The following is a 20083-nucleotide window of genomic DNA, read 5'->3' as shown; positions in this document are numbered from 1 at the left end:
TTAGAAATTGAACTTTGTTGGATACAGTTACTTATAAAACGATACGGGCTAAACTTCTTTTCTCAAAACCTGAAGTGGTGGACTTTTTAATACGCTCAAACTACTTGACAGGCCTATGACCACCACAAGTATTACAATGGCCGGAAGCAGGAACACAAAGGGGCCTACAGATGGAATAAAGGTGGAATCAAATACAAAATAGGCTAATAACAGGCTTCCCAAAAGAGAGAGGAATATTCCCGTAATACAACCTATCATTCCTAAAAAAAGATATTCCAGCGCAAGAATTTTCAGGATCTGTTCTTTCCTGGCCCCGAGCGTTCTCAACAGCACACTTTCCTTTATACGCTGATATTTACTCGTCCTAACGGCGCCGATTAAAACTATTATTCCTGTGATGATACTGAAAGCCGACATAAAATTGATCAGCCAGGAGATTTTATTTAAAATTTCCTGAATGACGCTTAGCACCTGCCGCAGATCAATAATTGAAACATTTGGAAATTTTTCTACAATAGCCTGCTGTAATTCAGCCGATTTCTGCGGGTTGGGGGTTTTTGTTGTTAATACCAGGAATTGTGGCGCCTCTTCAAGTACTCCTTTCGGAAAAACGATCGAAAAATTCATCTGCATCCTGCTCCAGTCAACTTTTCTAATGCTTTCCACGTTCGTTTTCAAAAGAACTCCCTGGACATTAAAAATAATTTCATCACCTACTGAAACTTCAGCGTCTTTTGCAAAATCTTCGCTCACCGAAATAGGTACGATTTCCTGATCATCTTTCATTTTTGGCACCCAATTGCCATTGCTTATAGATTCGGAAGAAATTAATGAATCACGGTATGTAGTGCGAAATTCATGATCCAGGATCCAGCGGTTAATTTGGGAAGTCGTGTCTTTTCTGATCTCTTCAACCGGTTTTCCGGCAAGACTTTTCACCTTCATCGTCACAATTGGAATTGCTTCGATCACCGGCAGATCCTGTGCTCTTACGGTTTGAGCTACCGAATCTTTCTGATTGGTTTGTACGTCAAGCAGGATGAGATTCGGACTATTAGCCTGATCTTCCAGTTTTGCCTGAGAAAGCAGCATATCTTTGGTAAAATAAAGCGTACTAATTAAAAATGCTCCAAGGCCAATGGCAAGGATCAGGATCAGGGTTTGGTTTTGCGGCCTGAAAAGATTCAGTAAACTTTGTCTTGCCTCGAAACTCCATTTCGAAGGAAAAAAATGCCTAATCAGATAAATAAACAAACCTGCGATTCCGGCAAGACATAGAAAAACCACCGCTATTCCACCTAAAAATGATAAAGAATACTTCCAGTCTTCAAGCAGCCAAAAGGAAAAGCCAAAAAGGAAAAGCACCAGGAGGCCTCCTATTATTGCTCCGGCTTTTTTAGAACCGGAAGTTTTGCTTTCATCAATTCGCAATGCCTGGAGCGGAGAAGTTTTAAGAGTGAAAGTGAGTGGATAGAGTCCAAAAAGCACCGCCATTGATACTCCTATGATCATTCCCATAAATATCACTTTCCAGGCGATGGATATTTCAAGTTCAAGAGGAAGAAAATCCTGCATAATTAGCGGGAAAAGCTGTTGCAGGCCAAGCCCCACCAGAATTCCGAGGATGCTTCCAAGCAATCCGATAGCGATAAGTTGTATAAGGAATATGATGAAAGTTTGCCTGCTGCTGGCCCCGAGACATTTTAAAATCGCTACCGATTTCAGTTTTTCCTGGATATAAATATGGATGGCGCTCGCGATCCCGATACAACCTAGCAGAAGCGCCACAAAGGCTACCAGATTCAGGAATTTTCCGAAGTTTTCATAGCGCCTGCCCAGCCGTCTGCTGGTAGAAAGGTGCGTATCTATATCGGCATCGTGAGCATCCAGAATAGGATTCAGTTTTTTTTCCAGTTTTTCCAAATCGGTACTCGCGTTCGCTTTAAAATAAAATTTATAATCGATCCTGCTTCCGGTTTTGACCAGTTCCGTTTCCTCAATGAACCCGTATGGAATAAACACCGGCGGCGCGATAGAACTGAATAAGCCAGAACTTCCCGGTGTGGAATTCAAGGCGCCTCCAACAGGTAAAATTACTTTCCCGATTTTGATACTATCGCCAACTTTTAGATTCATTTGAAGCATAGTAGTGGCATCTACCAGGGCTTTTCCATTTTTCAAACTTTCGGAAGCTCCTGAAGGTGTTGTTTCCAACTTTCCGTAAAACGGAAAAGCTTTTTCAATTCCCCGCACCTGCATGAGCTTTGTATTTCCGGTTCTGGAAGTCGCCATCATGGAAGCAAAACTAATTTCCCGCGCATCGGCCCCTCCAAGGGAATCGATGATCTCCTGCACTCTTTCATCCGGTGGATGGTTGCTTTCAATTATATAATCGGCACCCATTAAGGATTTGGATTGCAGCGAAATATTCTTCTTCAAATTATCGCTAAAAGACTGGATGGAAACCACGGCAGCAATTCCCAGCACTATAGATGCCATAAAGAGGAAAAGTCTGCCCAGGCTGGCTTTACCATCGCGCCATGCCATTTTCAGCAACCAGCCGGAAGATCCTGAATTTTTAAAGCTTTTGCTCATGGCCGGAGGTTTTTACTAACTCCGGAAGTTTTTCCACCTTTGATATGCAGGATATTTTCGGTTTTCTGGGCCAGTTCCATATCGTGAGTGACGATCACAAGCGTGGTATTTGAAAGCTGATTTAGTTCCAGTAACAGTTGAATTACATTGCCGCCGGTCTCCGCATCCAAATTCCCGGTAGGTTCATCGGCAAAAAGAATTTCAGGGGAATTGCTAAAAGCTCTTGCCACCGCCACTCGCTGCTGTTCTCCACCCGAAAGTTGAGAAGGGTAGTGGTCAAGCCTGTCGCCAAGGCCTACCTTTTCCAGTAATTTCCTGCTTTTTTCAACGGCTTTTTTATCGCCTCGCAGTTCAAGAGGCACCGCCACGTTTTCAATTGCCGTAAGCGTAGGTATAAGCTGAAAATTTTGAAAAACAAATCCTATTTTTTCATTTCTCAGGGCCGCTTTTTCATCTTCATTTAACAGCCGGAGGTCAGTGCCGGCAATCTCGACCATTCCGCTATCGGGATTATCCAGTCCGGCGCAAAGGCCTAGAAGCGTGGTTTTCCCACTTCCGGAAGGCCCTACAATGGCAAAAGTTTCACCTTTTTCAACCTCAAAATTGATATTTTCGAGCACTTTTATATTTTTCGATCCGCTTTTATAGGATTTATTCAGGTTTTCGATTTTTAAAATTTTTGCCATTTCACAGCTTTTGGTTTTCTTTACTCACAGGAGGATTTTATGGCCCGGGAATAAAGAACTAAAAAATTAACCACCTCATTAAAAACTTCTCTCGCAATCCGGGAGAGTTGAAGTATAAAGCTAAACAAACAAATGGTTTTTAAAAATAAATACCTTTCAATGAACGAAACTTTCAAAAGTTTAACGCTTGTTCTACTGTTATTGATCACTTCCTGCGGGAATTCTGAAAAAAAGGAGCAGAAAACTTCAGAAGAATCAGAAGCGAAAACGCTGGTTTCCAAAGATCAAAACCAGGAAAAAACCATCCTTTTTTTCGGCAACAGTCTAACGGCCGGTTATGGTTTGGAGGAAGGGCAGGCTTTTCCGGAATTAATTCAGAAAAAAATAGATTCGTTGGGACTGAATTATGAAGTGATAAATGCCGGGCTGAGCGGGGAGACTACGGCTGCGGGTAAAAATCGCCTGGATTGGGTGCTGAAACAGGGCGTGGATATTTTTGTTCTCGAATTGGGGGCCAATGACGGCTTAAGGGGAATACCCCTGGAAGAAACGCGAAAAAACCTCCAGGACATCATTGATAAGGTGAGAAAAAAGAATCCGGAGGTAAAGATCATTCTCGCCGGAATGCAGATCCCGCCTAATATGGGACAGGATTATACGGAGAAGTTCCGTAAAATTTTTCCAGAATTGGCTGAAAAGAACAATGTGTACCTGATCCCGTTTTTATTAAAAGGTGTGGCCGGAAACTCTGAGCTTAATCAGCAGGACGGGATTCATCCCACTGCGGAAGGCGATAAGATCGTAGCCAAAAATGTCTGGGAAGTGCTTAAACCTTTACTAAAAGAAAGTGCCGGGCCGGAAGCCTAAACTTATAGCCTGGCACTTAAAAAAATTTTATTTTCCTTCTGCCTTTTGTGGTGGCACGGAAGAGCTAATTATATCGCGAAAGATAAGCCAGTCGCCATTTACCTTTTTCCAGAGAGTAGAGTAGTAGCCCGTGTCGATAGTTTGATCATCGGCATTTATAACCTTATAAGTACCTATTTCTGTAGCAAATTTATTATTGGCATAGACCTCTTTGGTAGTTGCGTCGATTCTAATTCCATGCTCTGCCATAGGTCGGTGCATATCTATAATTGCCTGCCGACTCGTAACGGGGTCTTTGCCCGAAAACTTTATCATTGCATCTTCGGTCCAAACGGAACCGAATTTCTGAAAATCCTTTTGTTGCAGAGCATTCTCAAGCTTTTGAAGATTATTTTCTATAGCCGTCTTTGCCTCGTTGTTTTCCTGCGCAAAAACAAAATTGGTAATGAGTATGAATAATAAACTTAGCTGAAATAAATTTTTCATAAAAATTGGATTTTGGTTAATTATGGTTGAACTACAATTTATAAAAAAAATTTCATTTACCTGATTTTCAGTAAATACGAGCTTTATTTAAAAAAAATTATTAAATTTAAGAGTCCCTCATTAATGAAGGAAATGAATCTTCCCTACACCATATCATTTCCACATTTGGTTTTACTAAGCAGATTAAGAAAATAACTAACCAAAAACCTTTACTCATGAAAAAAAAAGGAACACAAATTTCACGTAAGCAATTCTTAAAAAGCCTCGGTCTGGGAGCTGGAGCCCTGGGAACAGGAATTTTCTTTCCAAACATGCTTGCAGCTCAAAGTTTTATTAACGACAAAACTAATAAGCCTAAAAAAGTGCTGGTTCTTGGGGCTGGTCTTGCCGGCCTGGCTGCGGCATGGGAACTTAAGAACGCCGGTCATGATGTGACCATTCTTGAAGCAAGAAATCGTCCAGGAGGCAGGGTTTCCACTATTAGAAAACCTTTTTCTGAAGGACTATATGCTGAGGGAGGTGCTGCAGGATATTCTGATGCTTATACGCATGCGAAAAAGTATATCAACGAATTTGGGCTGGAAAAAGCACCGTATCCATTACCTGAAAAACCTGTCATCTATTATCTGAACGGAAAGCAATTTACGGTGGGAGGTGCAGAAAATGTGAAATGGCCTTATGACCTCACCGAAGAAGAGCAGAAATTAGGACCCATGGGAATAGTGAAAAAATATATTATAGACACTCTTCCCCAGGAAATTGGCGACCCTGATCTGTGGGATAAAGAACCCCTGGTCACTCTTGATAAAAATTCTATGGCCGAATACCTGAAAAATCAGGGAGCCAGCGAAGGCGCTGTAAACCTTATACAGGCAACACAATGGTTTGGAGCTGTTCCAACAAAAACTTCTGCTTTATCGATGGCGGTTTCAGATTTTGGTTTATTTATGGGTGGTACTCCCTTTGTACTTGCGGGAGGGAATGATAAACTTCCACGTAAAATGGCTGAAAAACTTGGTAATATCATACATTATGAAAAAGAGGTAAAGAAAATTGAAGATACGGGATCAGGAGTTAAAGTTACTACCATGGGTGGAATGCCTGAAGTCCACGAAGCAGATTATGTGATTTCCACCATTCCTTTAAAGGTCATGAATAAAATAGAATTTAGTCCGGAGCTGAGTGCGTCAAAAAAACGCGCGTCTGAAAACTGGCCTTATCTAAATATTACGCGTACATATTCGCAAATAGACAAACCTGTTTGGGATGAAAAAATATCGGGGGTTGCAATTACCGATCTGCCAATAGAGCAGGTTTATCCGCATTTAACAAACGGCACATCCATGACTCAACCGGCTGTGCTGGAAACTATGACTGCCGGTCCGCCTGCTGGTGAGATTGGCCGCAAAACTGATGCTGAACTCAAAAAAATGGCCCATGATAATCTGGCGATAGTGTATCCAAATATCGACGGACATTTTCAGAAATTCTATTCCAAGGCCTGGAGCGAAGATCCTTATGCTCTTGGAGGGCCAAGCTGGCCTGGCCCAGGGGATGTTACCAAATATCTGAAAGATCTTCAGGCACCGCATGGAAGAGTTCATTTTGCCGGGGAGCATACCAGTATTTTGAGAAGTACCATGGAAGGAGCCCTGCGCTCGGGAGCCAGAGCAGCAAAGGAAATTCATGATTTGGCTTAAGCAAAAAAATCTGGCGGGTAATAAGATTTACTCCGCCAGATTCTTTAAATGTTTTCAGTGAAATTTCTTATTCGAGGCCCAGTACATTCACTCCCTGGTCAAAAACCACGTCTACAGGAATATTTTTATCCTGGAGCTGTTGAAGGGCAGCTTTAAGCTGTTCGTCGATCTTTCCTTTTTCTTCGAATAATTTTCCAGTGCCTTCATAATCACCTTCTCCCTGGAGCACGAGAATATCATTGGAAAGAGCATTAATGGCATCTTTGAATTTTTCCATATTTACGCTGTAACGGCCATTTTCATTGAGGGTAAAGGCGCCTTTGTCTTTAAAATAATTAAAACGAACGATATTGGCCTTTCCATGGGCTTCAGAAGCTCCAAATCTCACTGAACGAAAGATACTGGCAAGAAAGGTCACGTAATAATCCTTTAAATCGGCGTCTTTTAATTCACCTTTTTCGTGAAGTTTGGTGATCATATAAATCCCAAGCACGTCAGCTTTTCCTTCCTCTAAAGCCGAATAGTTTTCTTTCAACGCCTCGCGAACGGTACCTTTTTTATTGATGGTATTTTTAATTCCCAGGCCGTGAGCGACCTCGTGGAACATTGTATTGGCAAAGAAGGCGTCAAAAGTGATGTTCTTTTGCTGGTCTTCGGCAATAAGTTCATTGGCAATAGGAACGAGGATCTTATCATATTTCGCGCGCATCGCATTTTTTAGCTGAAGACGCCTGCTGCCATATTTACCCTGAACCCGTTCATCGTTTGGCAGATTAATGGCAATGGTCTTACTTCCGGCATTCGAATCACCCGCATAATAGACCACGTCATAGGCGTTAAGATCAGATTCCGTTCCGGGCTTTTCGGTTTTATATTTCGCTTTTACCGGTAATTCTTTTTGAAGCATGGGAAGAAAGGCGATATATTTTGCCAGTTTTTCGCTCCATTCTTTGTCTTTGATAAGTACATACGATTCGTAAGAGGTCTTGGTTCCAAAAAGACGATCTTCATAAGACTCTATAGGCCCGGTAACCATATCTAGCGAATTGTTCTTCATTTGCATCCAGGCCACGTCACTCTGGTAATATTCATCGGTTAGCAAAGCTTCGGCACGAAGCTTAAGGTATTTTTTAAATCCTGGGTCTTCAGCCAGTTCGGCAGCCTGCTTTAAAAGATCGGCTGCTTTTTTCACTTTTTCAGGAAACATTTCATGGTACCAGATCCCTTTCAGGTTTCCGTTTTCATCCCTCCTGATAAAAGTGTACTGGCTGTCTTTATCAGAGACATCTGCCGATTTAAATTCTTCTTTGGTCATATCTACCGGATAAAAATTAGCCCCTTCCGGTTTTTCTCCGTAGCCCTTGATAAAAGGCTCAAGATTATTCAGCCTGTCCCACGGACCATAATTGATCTGAACATACTTTGCAGCGGTTTCATCAAGTTTCGGCATTAAAGTATCCCTGCCGCCAAAAGACTGATACCAGAAAAGGCTGTCGGTAATTTTTGCTGCTTCAATCAAAAGAGGAATTATTTTCTTCTGATTTTCGGTGAGCTTAGAAACATCTGAAGTGAGTTTCACTTCGGCATATTGGTTCACCTTTTTCTGAATATCAATTCCTGAAGCCACCATAGTGGAATCCTGTTTTTCGATAGTTTCATCATTTTCCCGGCTTTCATTTTTACAGCCTGTCAATAGAATTGAAGCTAGTAATAATGAAGAAAAAAAGTATTTATTCATTTTTTGTGTTTTTGGTTAAATCGAGCTTAAAGTTAGTGGTTTTTCTGTGTAGGTAACAGGTTGCCGGTTTAAAAAGTATAGTCAATATGAAATCTGGCCGTAATATGAGGAGCTTCTTCTCTTTTTGATAATGGTGGGATTTCCATATCTATAAATTCGATTTTTCCGTTATTATTCTTCCAAACACTGAATATTGTAGGTAGCAGTTTGTTTTTTGGAGCATTGATCAGTTGTGTGAAATATTGATGAACAGTTGAATTTTCTTTTTTGACAATTTCCTGATTATTGACGGCCCAACGCTGCGCTTCCATACCATTTTTTTGATGGGTAATAACGGTAATGGTATCATCGGTAATGGTAATTGAAGTATTTTTCCATTTATACGGGGAATCTAATTCGTAACTGCCGTAACGGTATTCGGTAAGTGAAGAATTGAAGGTCTGAGCTTGCGCACTGCAGAAAATCAGTAGGGAAAGAATTAAAAATCTGAACCGGAATTTCATATCCGGAAGATATGCAATTTTCGAATTTGGAGAAAAATTCAGGATCTGTAGTTTCAGAATAGGAAATAAAAATGAATAATAGGAAGGAATAATTCTCAATATTATAAGTTGAAGTGCTAAGATTTGTCAGTTTTTATAATTACTTTTGAAAAATTTTAGTGTGGGACAGAAAAAATCCCCCAACTATCCGAATACATCCTTCAAAAAGATACTTCCCGCTCATTTACCGGAATTCGTTTAGTGGTTCAAAACATGAAAAAGAGTATTCATTAAATAACATATATGGCAAAATCCAGACAAACACAAAGTAAAATTGAAAAAGAGAAAAAAAAATTAAAAAAGCGTAAAGAAAAAGAACGCAAAAAGCAGGAGCGTAAAGATAATTCTAATAAAGGTGCTTCTTTTGAAGATATGATCGCCTATGTAGATGCCGACGGAAATCTCACCGATACGCCTCCGGATCCTTCCCAAAAAGTTGAAGTTGCCGCCGAAGACATTGAAATCAATGTTCCCAAAAAAGAAGATCGCGAGCCCGAAGAAGTTGAAACCGAAGGAAAAGTTACCTTTTTCAATCATTCCAAGGGATATGGCTTTATTAAAGGAACCAAATTCGGCGAAGAATATTTTGTTCATATCAGCGGCCTCGTGGATGAAATTCAGGAAAACGATAAAGTGAGTTTCGATCTTGAAAGAGGAATGAAAGGAATGACGGCTGTAAATGTGAAAAAATTAGCTTCTTAATATCCTTATTCTGTAGTTTATTGAAAATTAATCTGATAAAATAGTTTAAGCTATTTAAATAAGACTATATTTGCTGCGTTGTTCAATTTAGTATTCTTCACTTTTTAATTTCTTACAGGATCTTCTCAAGTTAATCTGAATTACCAAAAAGACGACGTTTAAAAATAATAAGTATCAAAAGTAATCCAAGATTCAGTCAAAACAGAGGATCTGATTTTTCAAAGACTCTGAGACAACGGGTAAATTCCTATTTCAAGAAAAATAACCTGAGTAAACATGCCAATGGCAGTATGATCGCGAAGACAGTGATCATGTGCCTGTTGTACCTGGTTCCGCTTGTTGTCATCAATACTGGGATCGTGGAGAGTATTTGGCTTCTTTTTAGCCTTTATATTTTAAGTGGTTTTGGAATGGCCGGAATTGGTATGGGGATCATGCATGATGCCATTCATAATTCGTATTCCAAAAACAGCCGGGTAAATAAATATCTTGGTTATACCTTGAATTTAATCGGTGCCAATGCGAGTGTTTGGCGAATCCAGCACAACGTTTTGCATCATACCTTTACCAATGTAGAGGAAGCTGATGACGATATTAACCCGCCTTTCTTTTTAAGATTTACACCTCATACCCGCAGGTATGGAATCCATAAATTTCAGCATATTTACTCCTGGTTTTTTTATGGATTGTCTACTGTTTCATGGGTGACGGTAAAAGATTTTGTGAGAATGGCACGCTATCGTAAAATGGGATTCTTTAAAGATCAAAAATATTTCAGCAATGAGCTTATGAAGGCGATCATGTGGAAGTTGATTTCATTTTCACTGGTATTGATAGTACCCATTATTGTGGTTCCTATATCCTGGTGGATAATTGTTCTGGCCTTTTTAAGCATGCATTTCGTTACCGGTTTACTTATTACCACTGTTTTTCAGCTGGCGCATATTGTACCCAACAGCGAATATCCTTTACCCGATGAAAACGGGTTTATCGAAGGCGACTGGGCGAGCCATCAGCTGATGACCACCAGCAATTTTTCTCCAAAAAGCCGCATTTTTTCATGGTTCATAGGAGGATTAAATTACCAGATAGAACATCATTTATTACCTAATGTATGTCATGTACATTATCGTAAGATTTCCCATATCGTGGCAGAAACCGCACGGGAATATGGGTTACCATATCATAACAAACACACTTTTTTCACCGCTATAGGTCAGCATTTTAAAATGTTACGTCAGTTAGGACAAAAAGACGGCCTGAGCGCGGGATAAAATAAAGATAAGGATTGGAGGCCATACAATCTAAAAACGAAAATGGCGAAGTAATAATATTAATACGCAAAGTAATGCAAGAAGGAAAAGTAAAGTTTTTTAATACTTCCAAAGGATTTGGATTTATTAAACCAAGTGATTCAGATGAAGATATCTTCGTTCACCACAGTGGACTTATCGATGATATTCGTGAAGATGACCACGTAAAATTTGATGTAAGTGAAGGAAAAAAAGGATTGAACGCGATCAATGTTGAGTTAATCGACTAATCCAGAAGTTTATATTCAAAAGGTAAAATCCCGCTTAATGCGGGATTTTTTATTGCTTAATTTCAGAAAATTTACAGTGGTCTGACCCAGATATTTCTGAATTGAACCGGAGTGCCATGATCCTGAAGGGAAATTACATCTTTACCGTGGGCTTCGGGATAATGGTGCAGCCCGATATAAAGGGTAAGGCCATTAATTATAGAATTATTTTGAACAACCACTCCGTTATGAAGCACGGTTATTCTAGCCGGATATTCTACCTTTCCATTATCGTCAAAGCGAGGCGCGGTGTAAATCACGTCATAACTATTCCATTCATTGGGCGGACGCATGGCATTGACCAATGGAGCATGATCTTTATAGATACTGGCTGCCTGACCATTACGGTAGGTTCGGTTTTTATAGGAATCCAGGATCTGGAGTTCGTACCGATTTTGGAAAAAGAGTCCGCTGTTACCACGTCCCTGTCCCTGGTTATCTGAATTATCAGGTGCACTGAATTCTAAATGCAGCTGGAGGTCACCAAATTTCATCTTTGTCTGAATCCCACCACTTCCGGGAACCACTTCAAAATAACCATCTTTTATCGCCCATGGAGCGGTTTTGGTGGTGTCATTTTGGCTTACCCACTGATCAAGGTTTTTACCACCGAATAAAATAATGGCATCTGAAGGCGCATCTCCAGGCTTTTCTCCGGGAGTGATGACAGGAACTTCAGGTTCCCAGATCTCAGTCATTTCCGGTTTCATTGGCATGGGTGAAACTTCAGGAGGAGTGTTTGGGTATTCCTGGGCGTTGGATAAACTTGTGATGCCAAACAGGCAAAAGATAAAGAGGTAAAGTCTGGATTTTTTCATTTTTTTAAAATTTGAAAGAAAAGTACGAAATTTTCAAAATAACATTGATATTTTCCAGAAGCTTTGCTGCTTTTCCCTTTTTTTATAAGTTTTTGATCACTTTGTCAAGTTTATTTTTAATTTCCTCAGCAATAGGTTTTAGTTTCTCATTATCAATAGCCATCATAGAGGCGATGGGATTTATAGCCGCGACCTCAACTTCACCTGCGTCAGTTTCCTGAACGATCACATTACAGGGTAACATGGTTCCAACTTTATCTTCAGCGGTCAGCGCTTTATGGGCATAAGGAGCATTGCAGGCGCCAAGGATCCTGTATTTTCTAAAATCAATATCGAGTTTCTTTTTAAAGGTCTCGTTGACATTGATCTCGGTAAGCACGCCAAAACCTTCTTTTTCAAGTTCCTTTTTTGTTTTTTCAATCACCTCTTCAAAAGAACCTTTGACTTTCTTTACATTATAATATTTCATTAGTTTCTGTATTTAAAATTAGACCATAATTTCAGAAATTTAATGCTCTTAGAAAGTAACAATAGTTACTAAAGGCTTTTTTTAGGAAGATTTTAATATAACTTTTAAAGATCCTTTTAATGCCTTTTTAATTCAGCGACCTGTATTCATTGGGAGAATAGCCGGTATTCTTCTTAAAAACCCTGCTGAAGTGTTGCGGATATTTAAAACCTAATTCATAGGCGATCTGGCTAATAGATTTATCGGCATCGAAGATCCTGTCTTTAGCGATATCGATCAATTTTAACTGAATATGCTCCATCGCCGATTTTCCGGTTTCCTTTTTAACGAGGTCGCCGAAATAATTAGGAGACAGATTCAGTTCTCCCGCGAAATAACTCACTGAAGGAAGACCGTATTTTTGTGGATTTTCAGATTGAAAATAATCATTCAATAACTTTTCAAAATTCGCCAAAACTCCCTGGTTAAGGTTTTCACGGGTGATGAACTGCCGGTCGTAAAAGCGTTCACAATAGTTCAACAGCAATTCGATATTATTAGCAATGATGGTTTTGCTGTGCTTATCTATAGACTGATCTAATTCATAATCTATTTTTGAAAACAGGTCTTTGATGATCTGCTGTTCCTTTTCCGATAAATGCAGCGCTTCATACAATTCGTAAGAAAAGAAGGAATAATTGCTCATTTTTGCTCCCAGGGCGGTGCCTTTTATAAAATCGGGGTGAAATAGCAGCGCGTAGCCTTTTGGGTTATAATCTTTCTGGCTTTTGATGCCCACCGTTTGTCCGGGACCTACAAAAACCAGGGTTCCTTCCTCATAGTCATAAGAATTCCGGCCATACTTCAGTTCACCGCAATTCACACCTTTTAAAAAAACGGCATAAAAGCCAAAGTTGAACTTGCCGCTGGGAAGAGGTTTAGCATTCGCGCTATCAAAAAACGTGATAAGCGGGTGTCTGGTTTTAACTTCCTTCAAAGCGTTGTACTGAGAAATCGTCTCCAGTTTTAAAATATCTTCCATTTTTTTCAAATCTTATATGCTCTACAAATATAGGGTTCAGATTATGAGAACGTTAATTGAATTCACCAAATCAGTAAAAATGGTTGTGATCCCAGTAATTTATATACTTCAAAAATCTTTATCTTAAAGGATATTTGTTAAAGCTTTAAAATTCAATAATATGAAAAAGAGAAAATTAGGGAAAAGTGGTCTGGAAGTTTCAGCCCTTGGTCTTGGTTGTATGGGATTGAGTTATGGTTACGGTCCGGCGACCGAAAAAGATGAGGCGATAAAATTGATACATGAAGCCTATGATCTCGGCGTCACTTTTTTTGACACTGCGGAAGCCTACGGACCCTTTAAAAATGAAGAATTACTGGGAGAAGCCCTGGCGCCTATCAGAAAAGAGATCGTCATTGCTACCAAATTCGGATTTAAAGAAGGAGAGCCCGCTAAAGGTTTGGATAGTCACCCCGAGAGGATCAGAAAAGTGGCAGAAGAATCTTTAAAAAGACTGAATACCGATGTGATCGATCTTTTTTATCAACATCGAGTTGATCCTAAGGTTCCAATGGAAGATGTTGCAGGAACGGTGAAAGATCTTATCCAGGAAGGAAAAGTAAAGCATTTTGGATTATCTGAAGCCGGTGTGGAATCAATTCGAAAAGCCCATGCCGTGCAAGCGGTAACCGCACTGCAAAGCGAATATTCGCTGTGGTGGCGGGAACCTGAAAAAGAGATAATTCCCACTCTGGAAGAACTTGGAATCGGATTCGTACCTTTTAGTCCGCTGGGGAAAGGATTTTTAACAGGAAAAATTGATTCCAGTACAAAGTTCAGTGAAAATGATTTCAGGAATAAAGTTCCACGCTTCAATGAGGAAAACCGAAAAGCGAACAAGGCACTGGTCGATCTTTTAGCTAGAATAGCAGAGGAAAAAGAAGCTACTCCTGCGCAGATCGCCTTAGGCTGGCTACTGGCTCAAAAACCTTGGATCGTACCAATTCCCGGAACTACGAAAATCCATAGATTAAAAGAGAATATCGGTGCAGCTTCTGTACATCTTTCAGCTTCAGATATTCAGGAAATCGATGATGCTTTCTCAAAGATCGATATCAAAGGCGCCAGGTATCCTGAGCAAATGCAGAAAATGATTGATAAAAAATAACAGAAAAACCTAATACACAAAAACATGAAAAAGTTACTTATTTTATTCCTTGGAATACTTTCTACGCCCGGATTTTCACAGGAGGCAAATATTTTTCCGATAGGAGAAAAAGCACCAAATGTGCACCATACCGGTGATGTTTGGCTTAACCATCTGGCCGAGGCCGATGAGACCTTCGATTTTAACGGGACCCTTGCCACTTTTGCTCCCGGAGCGAAACTCAACTGGCATTATCATCCAAAAGGTCAGCAATTATATATTACCCAGGGTGTGGGTTATTATCAGGAAAAAGGGAAAGAGGTCCAGGTGGTTAGAAAAGGTGATGTTATAAAATGCGATCCTAATATTGAGCACTGGCACGCTGCGGCACCTAACAGCGACTTTGCTTACCTGGCCATCACCATGAATGAGCCCACCGTCTGGACTGATACGCTTAGCGCTGAAGCCTACAACGCGATCAAAGCCCCGGAATTGTCTCAAAAAGACACCAAACAGGAAATTCTCGATCTTTCCCAAAAGAAATGGGACTGGATGGCCGAAAAAAATACCGATTCTCTTGCCGTTCTTTTCCATGACAAAGCGCAGTTCGTTCATATGGGCGGCAGCTGGGGGAAAGACCGCGAAATTCCTGTAATAAAAAGTGGAGGAATATGGTATAAAAAAGCCGATGTTCATGATGTTTCAGTTGATATTATAGGAAATACCGCCATTGTACTCAGCAATATCACCTTGCTGGCAGAGGTGGGCGGCAATGAGGTTTCCCACGATTTTATAGTTACTGAAGTGTACGTTAAAGAAGGAGGTGACTGGAAACTTGCCAATCTGTCGTTTGTAAATCAGCTTAGAGGTCCACGAGAAGATTAATTATGAAGCCTTTGTTGATCATATTCTGCCTTTTGCTTTCAGTATGTAGTAATACAAAAACTGAAAATGAGGTAAAAAATATGCCCATGTCAAAGTCAGGAAATATTCTGATCATTTACCTAACCCGGACCAATAATACAAAAGCCGTTGCTGAGATCATTCAGGATAAAGTGGGAGGCAGGTTAGTCGCTTTGGAAAAAGAAAATCCTTACCCGGAGAATTACCAGCAGATAGTGGCACAGGTAGATCGTGAAAATGAGGAGGGCTATCTGCCACCTCTAAAGACAAAAATTGAAAATCTTGAAGCCTATGATACGGTATTTGTTGGATTTCCCACCTGGGATATGCAAATGCCTCCGCCAATGAAAAGTTTTCTAACCGAAAATGATCTAAGCGGGAAAACGGTCATACCTTTTAATACCAATGCTGGTTACGGTGTGGGCCAGGGATTTGAGCAGCTCAAAAGATTATGCCCTAATAGCAAAATACTCGAAGGATTTTCGGTAGAAGGAGGTTATGAAAAGAGAGGCGTTTTTCTGGCGATAAAAGGCGACAGGGAAGAAAAAGTAGCGAAAAAGGTAGAGAACTGGTTAAGAGATATTGGAGTTTTATAGTAGAAAGAGATTAAGATCCTAAACCGAAGGATCCGGTAATTGATGAAAATTAAGAAGTTGAAAAATTTAATGTTGTAATGAAAAAAGTAAAACTGAATAACGGAGTTGAAATGCCGGTTTTAGGTTATGGGGTTTACCAGATTCCTGACTACGATGAATGTAAAAAAAGTGTATTGGCGGCACTCGAAGCCGGCTATAGAAGCATTGATACGGCGCAGGCCTACCAGAACGAAAAAGCTGTGGGAGATGCCATTAAAGAAAGCGGAATCCCAAGAGAAGAAATATTTGTGACCACAAAACTCTGGATTTCTGACTATGGCTACGAGAAAGCGAAAAAAGCATTTTCAGCTTCCATGGAAAGATTGCAATTAGATTACCTTGACCTTTACCTTTTGCATCAACCCTTCAATGATATTTATGGATCCTGGAAAGCTATGGAAGAATTGAACAATGAAGGGAAGATAAGGGCGATTGGAGTTAGTAATTTCTTTCCCGACCGTCTTGTTGATCTTATTTGTTATAATGAAATCCCACCGGCTTTGAATCAAATAGAAACAAACCCGTTTTACCAGAGAGAAAAAGCGCATAAAGTGATGAAGGAATACAATGTTCAACATGAGTCCTGGGCACCTTTCGCCGAAGGCAAGAGCGACTTTTTCAGCAATCAGGTTCTGTCGAAAATTGGAGAAAAATATAATAAATCGGTGGCCCAGGTTAGTCTTCGGTGGATGTTGCAGCGAGACATTGTCGTAATCCCCAAATCGGTTACCCCATCACGAATTAAGGAAAATATCGATGTTTTCGATTTTCAACTTAGCCCCGAAGACATGGAAAATATTCAAAAACTGGATACCCATAAAAGTAAATTCTTTGATCATCGCGATCCGGAAAAAGTAAAATGGATGGCTGGTTTGGTAAGATGACCTTATCTGGCCAATGTCTTTGGAGAGAATTTCAATGATCTTCACTATTTATATGGGAAAAATAGTAGGATTGACACTTGTTAATTCAGCTTTTCTACTATTATAAAAACGGATATTTTTAGTATTTTAACAGGATTAAAATTAAATCTCACGTATCATGGCAGAAATCAGTTTAAAAATTAATGGAAAAAGTCATACTATTGACGTGGATCCCCAAACTCCCTTACTCTGGGTTCTAAGAGATCACCTTAAAATGGTGGGTACAAAATACGGTTGTGGGATCGCCCAATGTGGTGCCTGTACCGTTCATCTCAATGGTTCTGCCATTAGATCCTGCCAGCTTCCGATATCATCGGCTGCAGGTAATGAGATTACTACCATTGAAGGACTTTCAGAAAATGGGGATCACCCGGTGCAGAAAGCATGGCTGGAGGTTGATGTTCCACAGTGTGGTTATTGCCAGGCCGGGCAGATTATGACTGCTTCTGCTTTGCTGAAAAGAAATCCGAATCCGAGTGATGAAGAAATAGAAAACGCCATGAACGGAAATATTTGCCGTTGCGGAACCTATACAAGAATAAAAGCTGCTATTAAAAAAGCTTCCCAGATCGTTTAGTCAGTTTAATTAAAAATCCAGAAAATGAGTATTGTAAAAACAGGAATAGGAAGAAGATCCTTTTTAAAAACGGTATCTATTGCAGGTGGCGGTTTGGTGATAGGATTCAACTGGCTGGCATGTAAACGTGCTGAAGAAGCAGGCGCTGAAGAAATGGCAATGGAAATGCCTGATGAGTGGTTTGAAATTAATGGTTATCTGAAAATCGGAGACAACGGCGTGGTGACCATCTATTCGCCCAATCCGGAGATAGGCCAGAATGTCAAAACCTCTATGCCTATGATCGTGGCCGAAGAGCTCGATGTAGACTGGAACAATGTGATCGTGGAGCAGGCACCTTTGAATACCGATATTTTCACTCGTCAGCTTGCCGGAGGAAGTCAGTCTATCCGCCAGGGATGGGAATCTTTACGAATGGCGGGAGCTACAGCAAGATATATGTTATTGACTGCTGCGGCGAATCAATGGAACGTTCCTGTTTCAGAATTAACAGTTGAAAATGGTGTTATCAGGCATTCGGGGAGTGATGAAACTTTGGGCTATGGAGATGTTGCCAGTGCGGCTTCCAAGCTGGAAGTCCCCGGGGAAGTAGAGCTGAAGAGCAAAGATGAATTTAAAATCATCGGAACCTCGCGGAAAAATGTCGATGCCAAGAAAATTGTTACCGGTCAGCCGCTTTACGGCCTTGACACCTATAAAGATGGGATGCTTATCGCCATGGTAGTGCACCCTCCGGCTTTTGGAATGCAGTTCAAATCTATGGATGCTGAAAAAGTCAAAAACATGCCGGGCATTAAGGATGTTTTCACTATTACTACCTATCCTGAAGATATGGAAAAGGAATGGAGTGACGTGGATGCTTTTCCGAATCCCGTGGTTATCGTGGGTGAATCCACCTGGCAGGTGATGCAGGCGAAGAAAGAGCTCAATGTGGAATGGGAATTAAATCCAGAGCTTACCAAAGAAATCCAGATACTCGAGAAATCTGCGGGAATGAAAGGTGCTACGGGACTGGAGAGTACGGCTATTCACAGTGCGCTGATGGAAGAAGGAAAAGCGAAAAAATCGGAGGTGGTCAGGAAAGATGGTGATCCTGAAAAAGCATTTAAAAACGCGGCGAAAGTGATCGAAAGATCATATACCTGTCCGTTTCTTGCCCATAACTGTATGGAACCCATGAATTTTTATGCAGATGTTAGCAATGGTAAAGCTGAATTACTCGGTCCTGTTCAAACTCCTGAATATGCCGAAAAGAGCGTGAATAAACGCCTGGGAATGCCATTGGAAGATATAGATATCCAGATGACCCGAATGGGTGGTGGATTCGGCCGTAGGTTGTATGGTCATTTTTTAGTTGAAGCCGCGGTGATTTCAGAGAAAATGGAAAAACCTATCAAACTGGTATATTCCCGTGAAGATGATATGACAGATGGTGTTTACCGTCCTGCTTATCACGTAAAATATCGTGCAGCCCTTGATGAAAATAATAACCTTCTGGCCTTTCATGTGAATGCCGGTGGAATTCCTGAAAGTCCGCTTTTTGCCAATCGTTTTCCGGCTGGCGCGGTAGATAATTACCTCGCTGAGAGCTGGACCATTGGTTCGAATATTTCTACCGGAGCTTTTCGGGCTCCACGGTCTAACTTTATTGCTGGAGCTGAGCAATCGTTTTTAGATGAACTTGCCGAAGAAATGGGAAAAGATCCTATTCAATTCCGCCTTGATCTGCTCGATCGTGCTGAAAAGAATCCCGTGGGCAAGGAAAATGATTACGATGCCGCCCGGTATGCAGGCGTATTGAAAGTGGTAAGGGATAAATCTGGTTGGGAAAACGGAAATTCCTCTTTAAGCCGTGGCGTTTCTGCCTATTATTGCCATAATTCATACGTTGCCCAAATTCTGGATATGACGGTGAAAAATAACGAACCCATTATTGATAAGGTCACCTGTGCCGTTGACTGCGGAATCGTGGTGAATCCCGATGCGGCTAAAAATATGGTGGAAGGTGGTACCATTGATGGTATTGGCCATGCTCTATACAGCGAAATGACTTTTAAAGATGGAGTGCCTCAAAAGAGCAATTTTGATACCTACAGGTTGATTCGTCATAAAGAGGCGCCGAAAGAGGTGGAAGTTCATTTTGTGAAGAACGATATAGATCCCACGGGTCTTGGTGAACCACCATTTCCTCCTGTGCAGGGAGCCCTTGCTAACGCCCTTTATAAAGCCACCGGAAAAAGATTTTACAATCAGCCGTTCATTAATCAGTTAAGAAATAGTGCGGGGCAAAGTGATTTGAAGACATAATTAGATCACTTTCAATATGAAAAAGGTCAAATTTAAATGCTGGGTGGAAGATGATGGAGAAAAGTTTTATGGCCCCGGGCCCAATGAGCTTTTAAAGTTGATTCAAAAGCAAGGTTCTTTATCGAAGGCGGCAGAGCAGATGCACATGTCTTATAAAAAAGCCTGGGAACTCGTTCAAAGGCTGAACGAACATTCTGAAGAACCACTGGTGATTTTGAAAAAAGGCGGTCAGCATGGCGGAGGAGCCGAGGTGACTCCCAGAGGTTTGGGAATTATAAAAGAATATGAAAACCTTCAGGGAAAAATGAAGGAATTAGTTGATCAGCAAACCGGTTTGATCAAAAGCTTAAAATAAAAATGAAAGGCTTCAGGATCGTCCTGAGCCTTAAATTTTAAACAGCGATAT

20 protein-coding genes are annotated in these 20083 nt (G+C 40.7%); 12 read left to right on the top strand and 8 right to left on the bottom strand.

Annotation, left to right across the window (positions count from 1 at the left end; genetic code table 11):
* Positions 1-48: 48 nt before the first annotated feature.
* Both C7S20_RS17190 and C7S20_RS17185 read right to left on the bottom strand, forming a co-directional pair.
* On the bottom strand, positions 49-2595 hold the full coding sequence (locus tag C7S20_RS17190; RefSeq protein WP_227009041.1) for an ABC transporter permease: 2547 nt from the start codon (positions 2593-2595) through the stop codon (positions 49-51).
* Entirely contained in the window at positions 2592-3281 is a 690-nt protein-coding gene (locus C7S20_RS17185) for an ABC transporter ATP-binding protein (RefSeq protein WP_107013622.1), read from the bottom strand. Before C7S20_RS17185 ends, C7S20_RS17190 begins: the two co-directional genes overlap by 4 nt.
* A 159-nt stretch (positions 3282-3440) precedes the next feature.
* On the opposite strand from C7S20_RS17185, the gene C7S20_RS17180 reads away from it, so the two are divergent.
* Positions 3441-4148, top strand: a complete 708-nt coding sequence (locus C7S20_RS17180; RefSeq protein WP_107013621.1) for an arylesterase — start codon at positions 3441-3443, stop codon at positions 4146-4148.
* A gap of 27 nt (positions 4149-4175) precedes the next feature.
* Here the strand turns inward: C7S20_RS17180 and C7S20_RS17175 are convergent, their stop codons facing one another.
* On the bottom strand, positions 4176-4634 hold the full coding sequence (locus C7S20_RS17175; protein ID WP_107013620.1) for a YybH family protein: 459 nt from the start codon (positions 4632-4634) through the stop codon (positions 4176-4178).
* Positions 4635-4849: 215 nt separating this feature from the next.
* Between C7S20_RS17175 and C7S20_RS17170 the strand changes: the two genes are divergently transcribed.
* Positions 4850-6334 carry a flavin monoamine oxidase family protein gene (locus C7S20_RS17170; protein ID WP_107013619.1) on the top strand — a complete coding sequence of 495 codons (1485 nt, stop codon included), beginning with the start codon at positions 4850-4852 and terminating at the stop codon, positions 6332-6334.
* A 67-nt stretch (positions 6335-6401) separates the two neighbouring features.
* Here the strand turns inward: C7S20_RS17170 and C7S20_RS17165 are convergent, their stop codons facing one another.
* A complete protein-coding gene (locus C7S20_RS17165) occupies positions 6402-8072 on the bottom strand; it encodes a dipeptidyl-peptidase 3 family protein (protein ID WP_107013618.1) in 1671 nt (556 codons plus the stop codon).
* Positions 8073-8140: 68 nt separating this feature from the next.
* Positions 8141-8575, bottom strand: coding sequence for a hypothetical protein (locus C7S20_RS17160; RefSeq protein WP_159039970.1), 435 nt, complete (start codon positions 8573-8575; stop codon positions 8141-8143).
* A gap of 282 nt (positions 8576-8857) precedes the next feature.
* Between C7S20_RS17160 and C7S20_RS17155 the strand changes: the two genes are divergently transcribed.
* The 3 genes from C7S20_RS17155 (at position 8858) to C7S20_RS17145 (ending at position 10859) form a co-directional block, all read left to right on the top strand.
* Entirely contained in the window at positions 8858-9316 is a 459-nt protein-coding gene (locus tag C7S20_RS17155; protein ID WP_107013616.1) for a cold-shock protein, read from the top strand.
* 290 nt (positions 9317-9606) lie between these two features.
* Entirely contained in the window at positions 9607-10590 is a 984-nt protein-coding gene (locus C7S20_RS17150; protein ID WP_107013615.1) for a fatty acid desaturase family protein, read from the top strand.
* A 74-nt stretch (positions 10591-10664) separates the two neighbouring features.
* Positions 10665-10859 carry a cold-shock protein gene (locus tag C7S20_RS17145; protein ID WP_107013614.1) on the top strand — a complete coding sequence of 65 codons (195 nt, stop codon included), beginning with the start codon at positions 10665-10667 and terminating at the stop codon, positions 10857-10859.
* 71 nt (positions 10860-10930) lie between these two features.
* Here the strand turns inward: C7S20_RS17145 and C7S20_RS17140 are convergent, their stop codons facing one another.
* The 3 genes from C7S20_RS17140 to C7S20_RS17130 form a co-directional block, all read right to left on the bottom strand.
* The gene (locus tag C7S20_RS17140; RefSeq protein ID WP_107013613.1) at positions 10931-11716 is read right to left on the bottom strand and encodes a 3-keto-disaccharide hydrolase; all 786 of its coding nucleotides are present in this window, start codon (positions 11714-11716) and stop codon (positions 10931-10933) included.
* A gap of 82 nt (positions 11717-11798) precedes the next feature.
* Entirely contained in the window at positions 11799-12185 is a 387-nt protein-coding gene (locus C7S20_RS17135; protein ID WP_107013612.1) for a DUF302 domain-containing protein, read from the bottom strand.
* 127 nt (positions 12186-12312) lie between these two features.
* Positions 12313-13206, bottom strand: a complete 894-nt coding sequence (locus C7S20_RS17130) for a helix-turn-helix domain-containing protein (RefSeq protein WP_107013611.1) — start codon at positions 13204-13206, stop codon at positions 12313-12315.
* A 160-nt stretch (positions 13207-13366) separates the two neighbouring features.
* Between C7S20_RS17130 and C7S20_RS17125 the strand changes: the two genes are divergently transcribed.
* The 7 genes from C7S20_RS17125 to C7S20_RS17095 all read left to right on the top strand — a co-directional run bounded on the left by C7S20_RS17125 (position 13367) and on the right by C7S20_RS17095 (position 20032).
* Complete coding sequence (locus C7S20_RS17125; protein ID WP_107013610.1) at positions 13367-14353, top strand: aldo/keto reductase; 987 nt, start codon at positions 13367-13369, stop codon at positions 14351-14353.
* A gap of 24 nt (positions 14354-14377) precedes the next feature.
* Positions 14378-15217: a DUF4440 domain-containing protein gene (locus tag C7S20_RS17120; protein WP_107013609.1), complete on the top strand. Its 840-nt coding sequence runs from the start codon at positions 14378-14380 to the stop codon at positions 15215-15217.
* Between the two features lie 86 nt (positions 15218-15303).
* The gene (locus tag C7S20_RS17115; RefSeq protein WP_227009040.1) at positions 15304-15831 is read left to right on the top strand and encodes a flavodoxin family protein; all 528 of its coding nucleotides are present in this window, start codon (positions 15304-15306) and stop codon (positions 15829-15831) included.
* 77 nt (positions 15832-15908) lie between these two features.
* Positions 15909-16754, top strand: coding sequence for an aldo/keto reductase (locus C7S20_RS17110; protein ID WP_107013607.1), 846 nt, complete (start codon positions 15909-15911; stop codon positions 16752-16754).
* A gap of 157 nt (positions 16755-16911) precedes the next feature.
* Positions 16912-17370, top strand: a complete 459-nt coding sequence (locus tag C7S20_RS17105; protein WP_107013606.1) for a (2Fe-2S)-binding protein — start codon at positions 16912-16914, stop codon at positions 17368-17370.
* A gap of 24 nt (positions 17371-17394) precedes the next feature.
* Positions 17395-19677, top strand: coding sequence for a xanthine dehydrogenase family protein molybdopterin-binding subunit (locus tag C7S20_RS17100; RefSeq protein WP_107013605.1), 2283 nt, complete (start codon positions 17395-17397; stop codon positions 19675-19677).
* A gap of 16 nt (positions 19678-19693) precedes the next feature.
* Complete coding sequence (locus C7S20_RS17095) at positions 19694-20032, top strand: winged helix-turn-helix domain-containing protein (RefSeq protein ID WP_107013604.1); 339 nt, start codon at positions 19694-19696, stop codon at positions 20030-20032.
* The last annotated feature ends 51 nt before the right edge of the window (positions 20033-20083 follow it).

Source organism: Christiangramia fulva (assembly GCF_003024155.1).
GTDB classification, from domain to species: Bacteria; Bacteroidota; Bacteroidia; order Flavobacteriales; family Flavobacteriaceae; genus Christiangramia; species Christiangramia fulva.
Note: the sequence above shows the minus strand (reverse complement) of the source record. Positions and strands in the feature narration are given on the sequence as shown.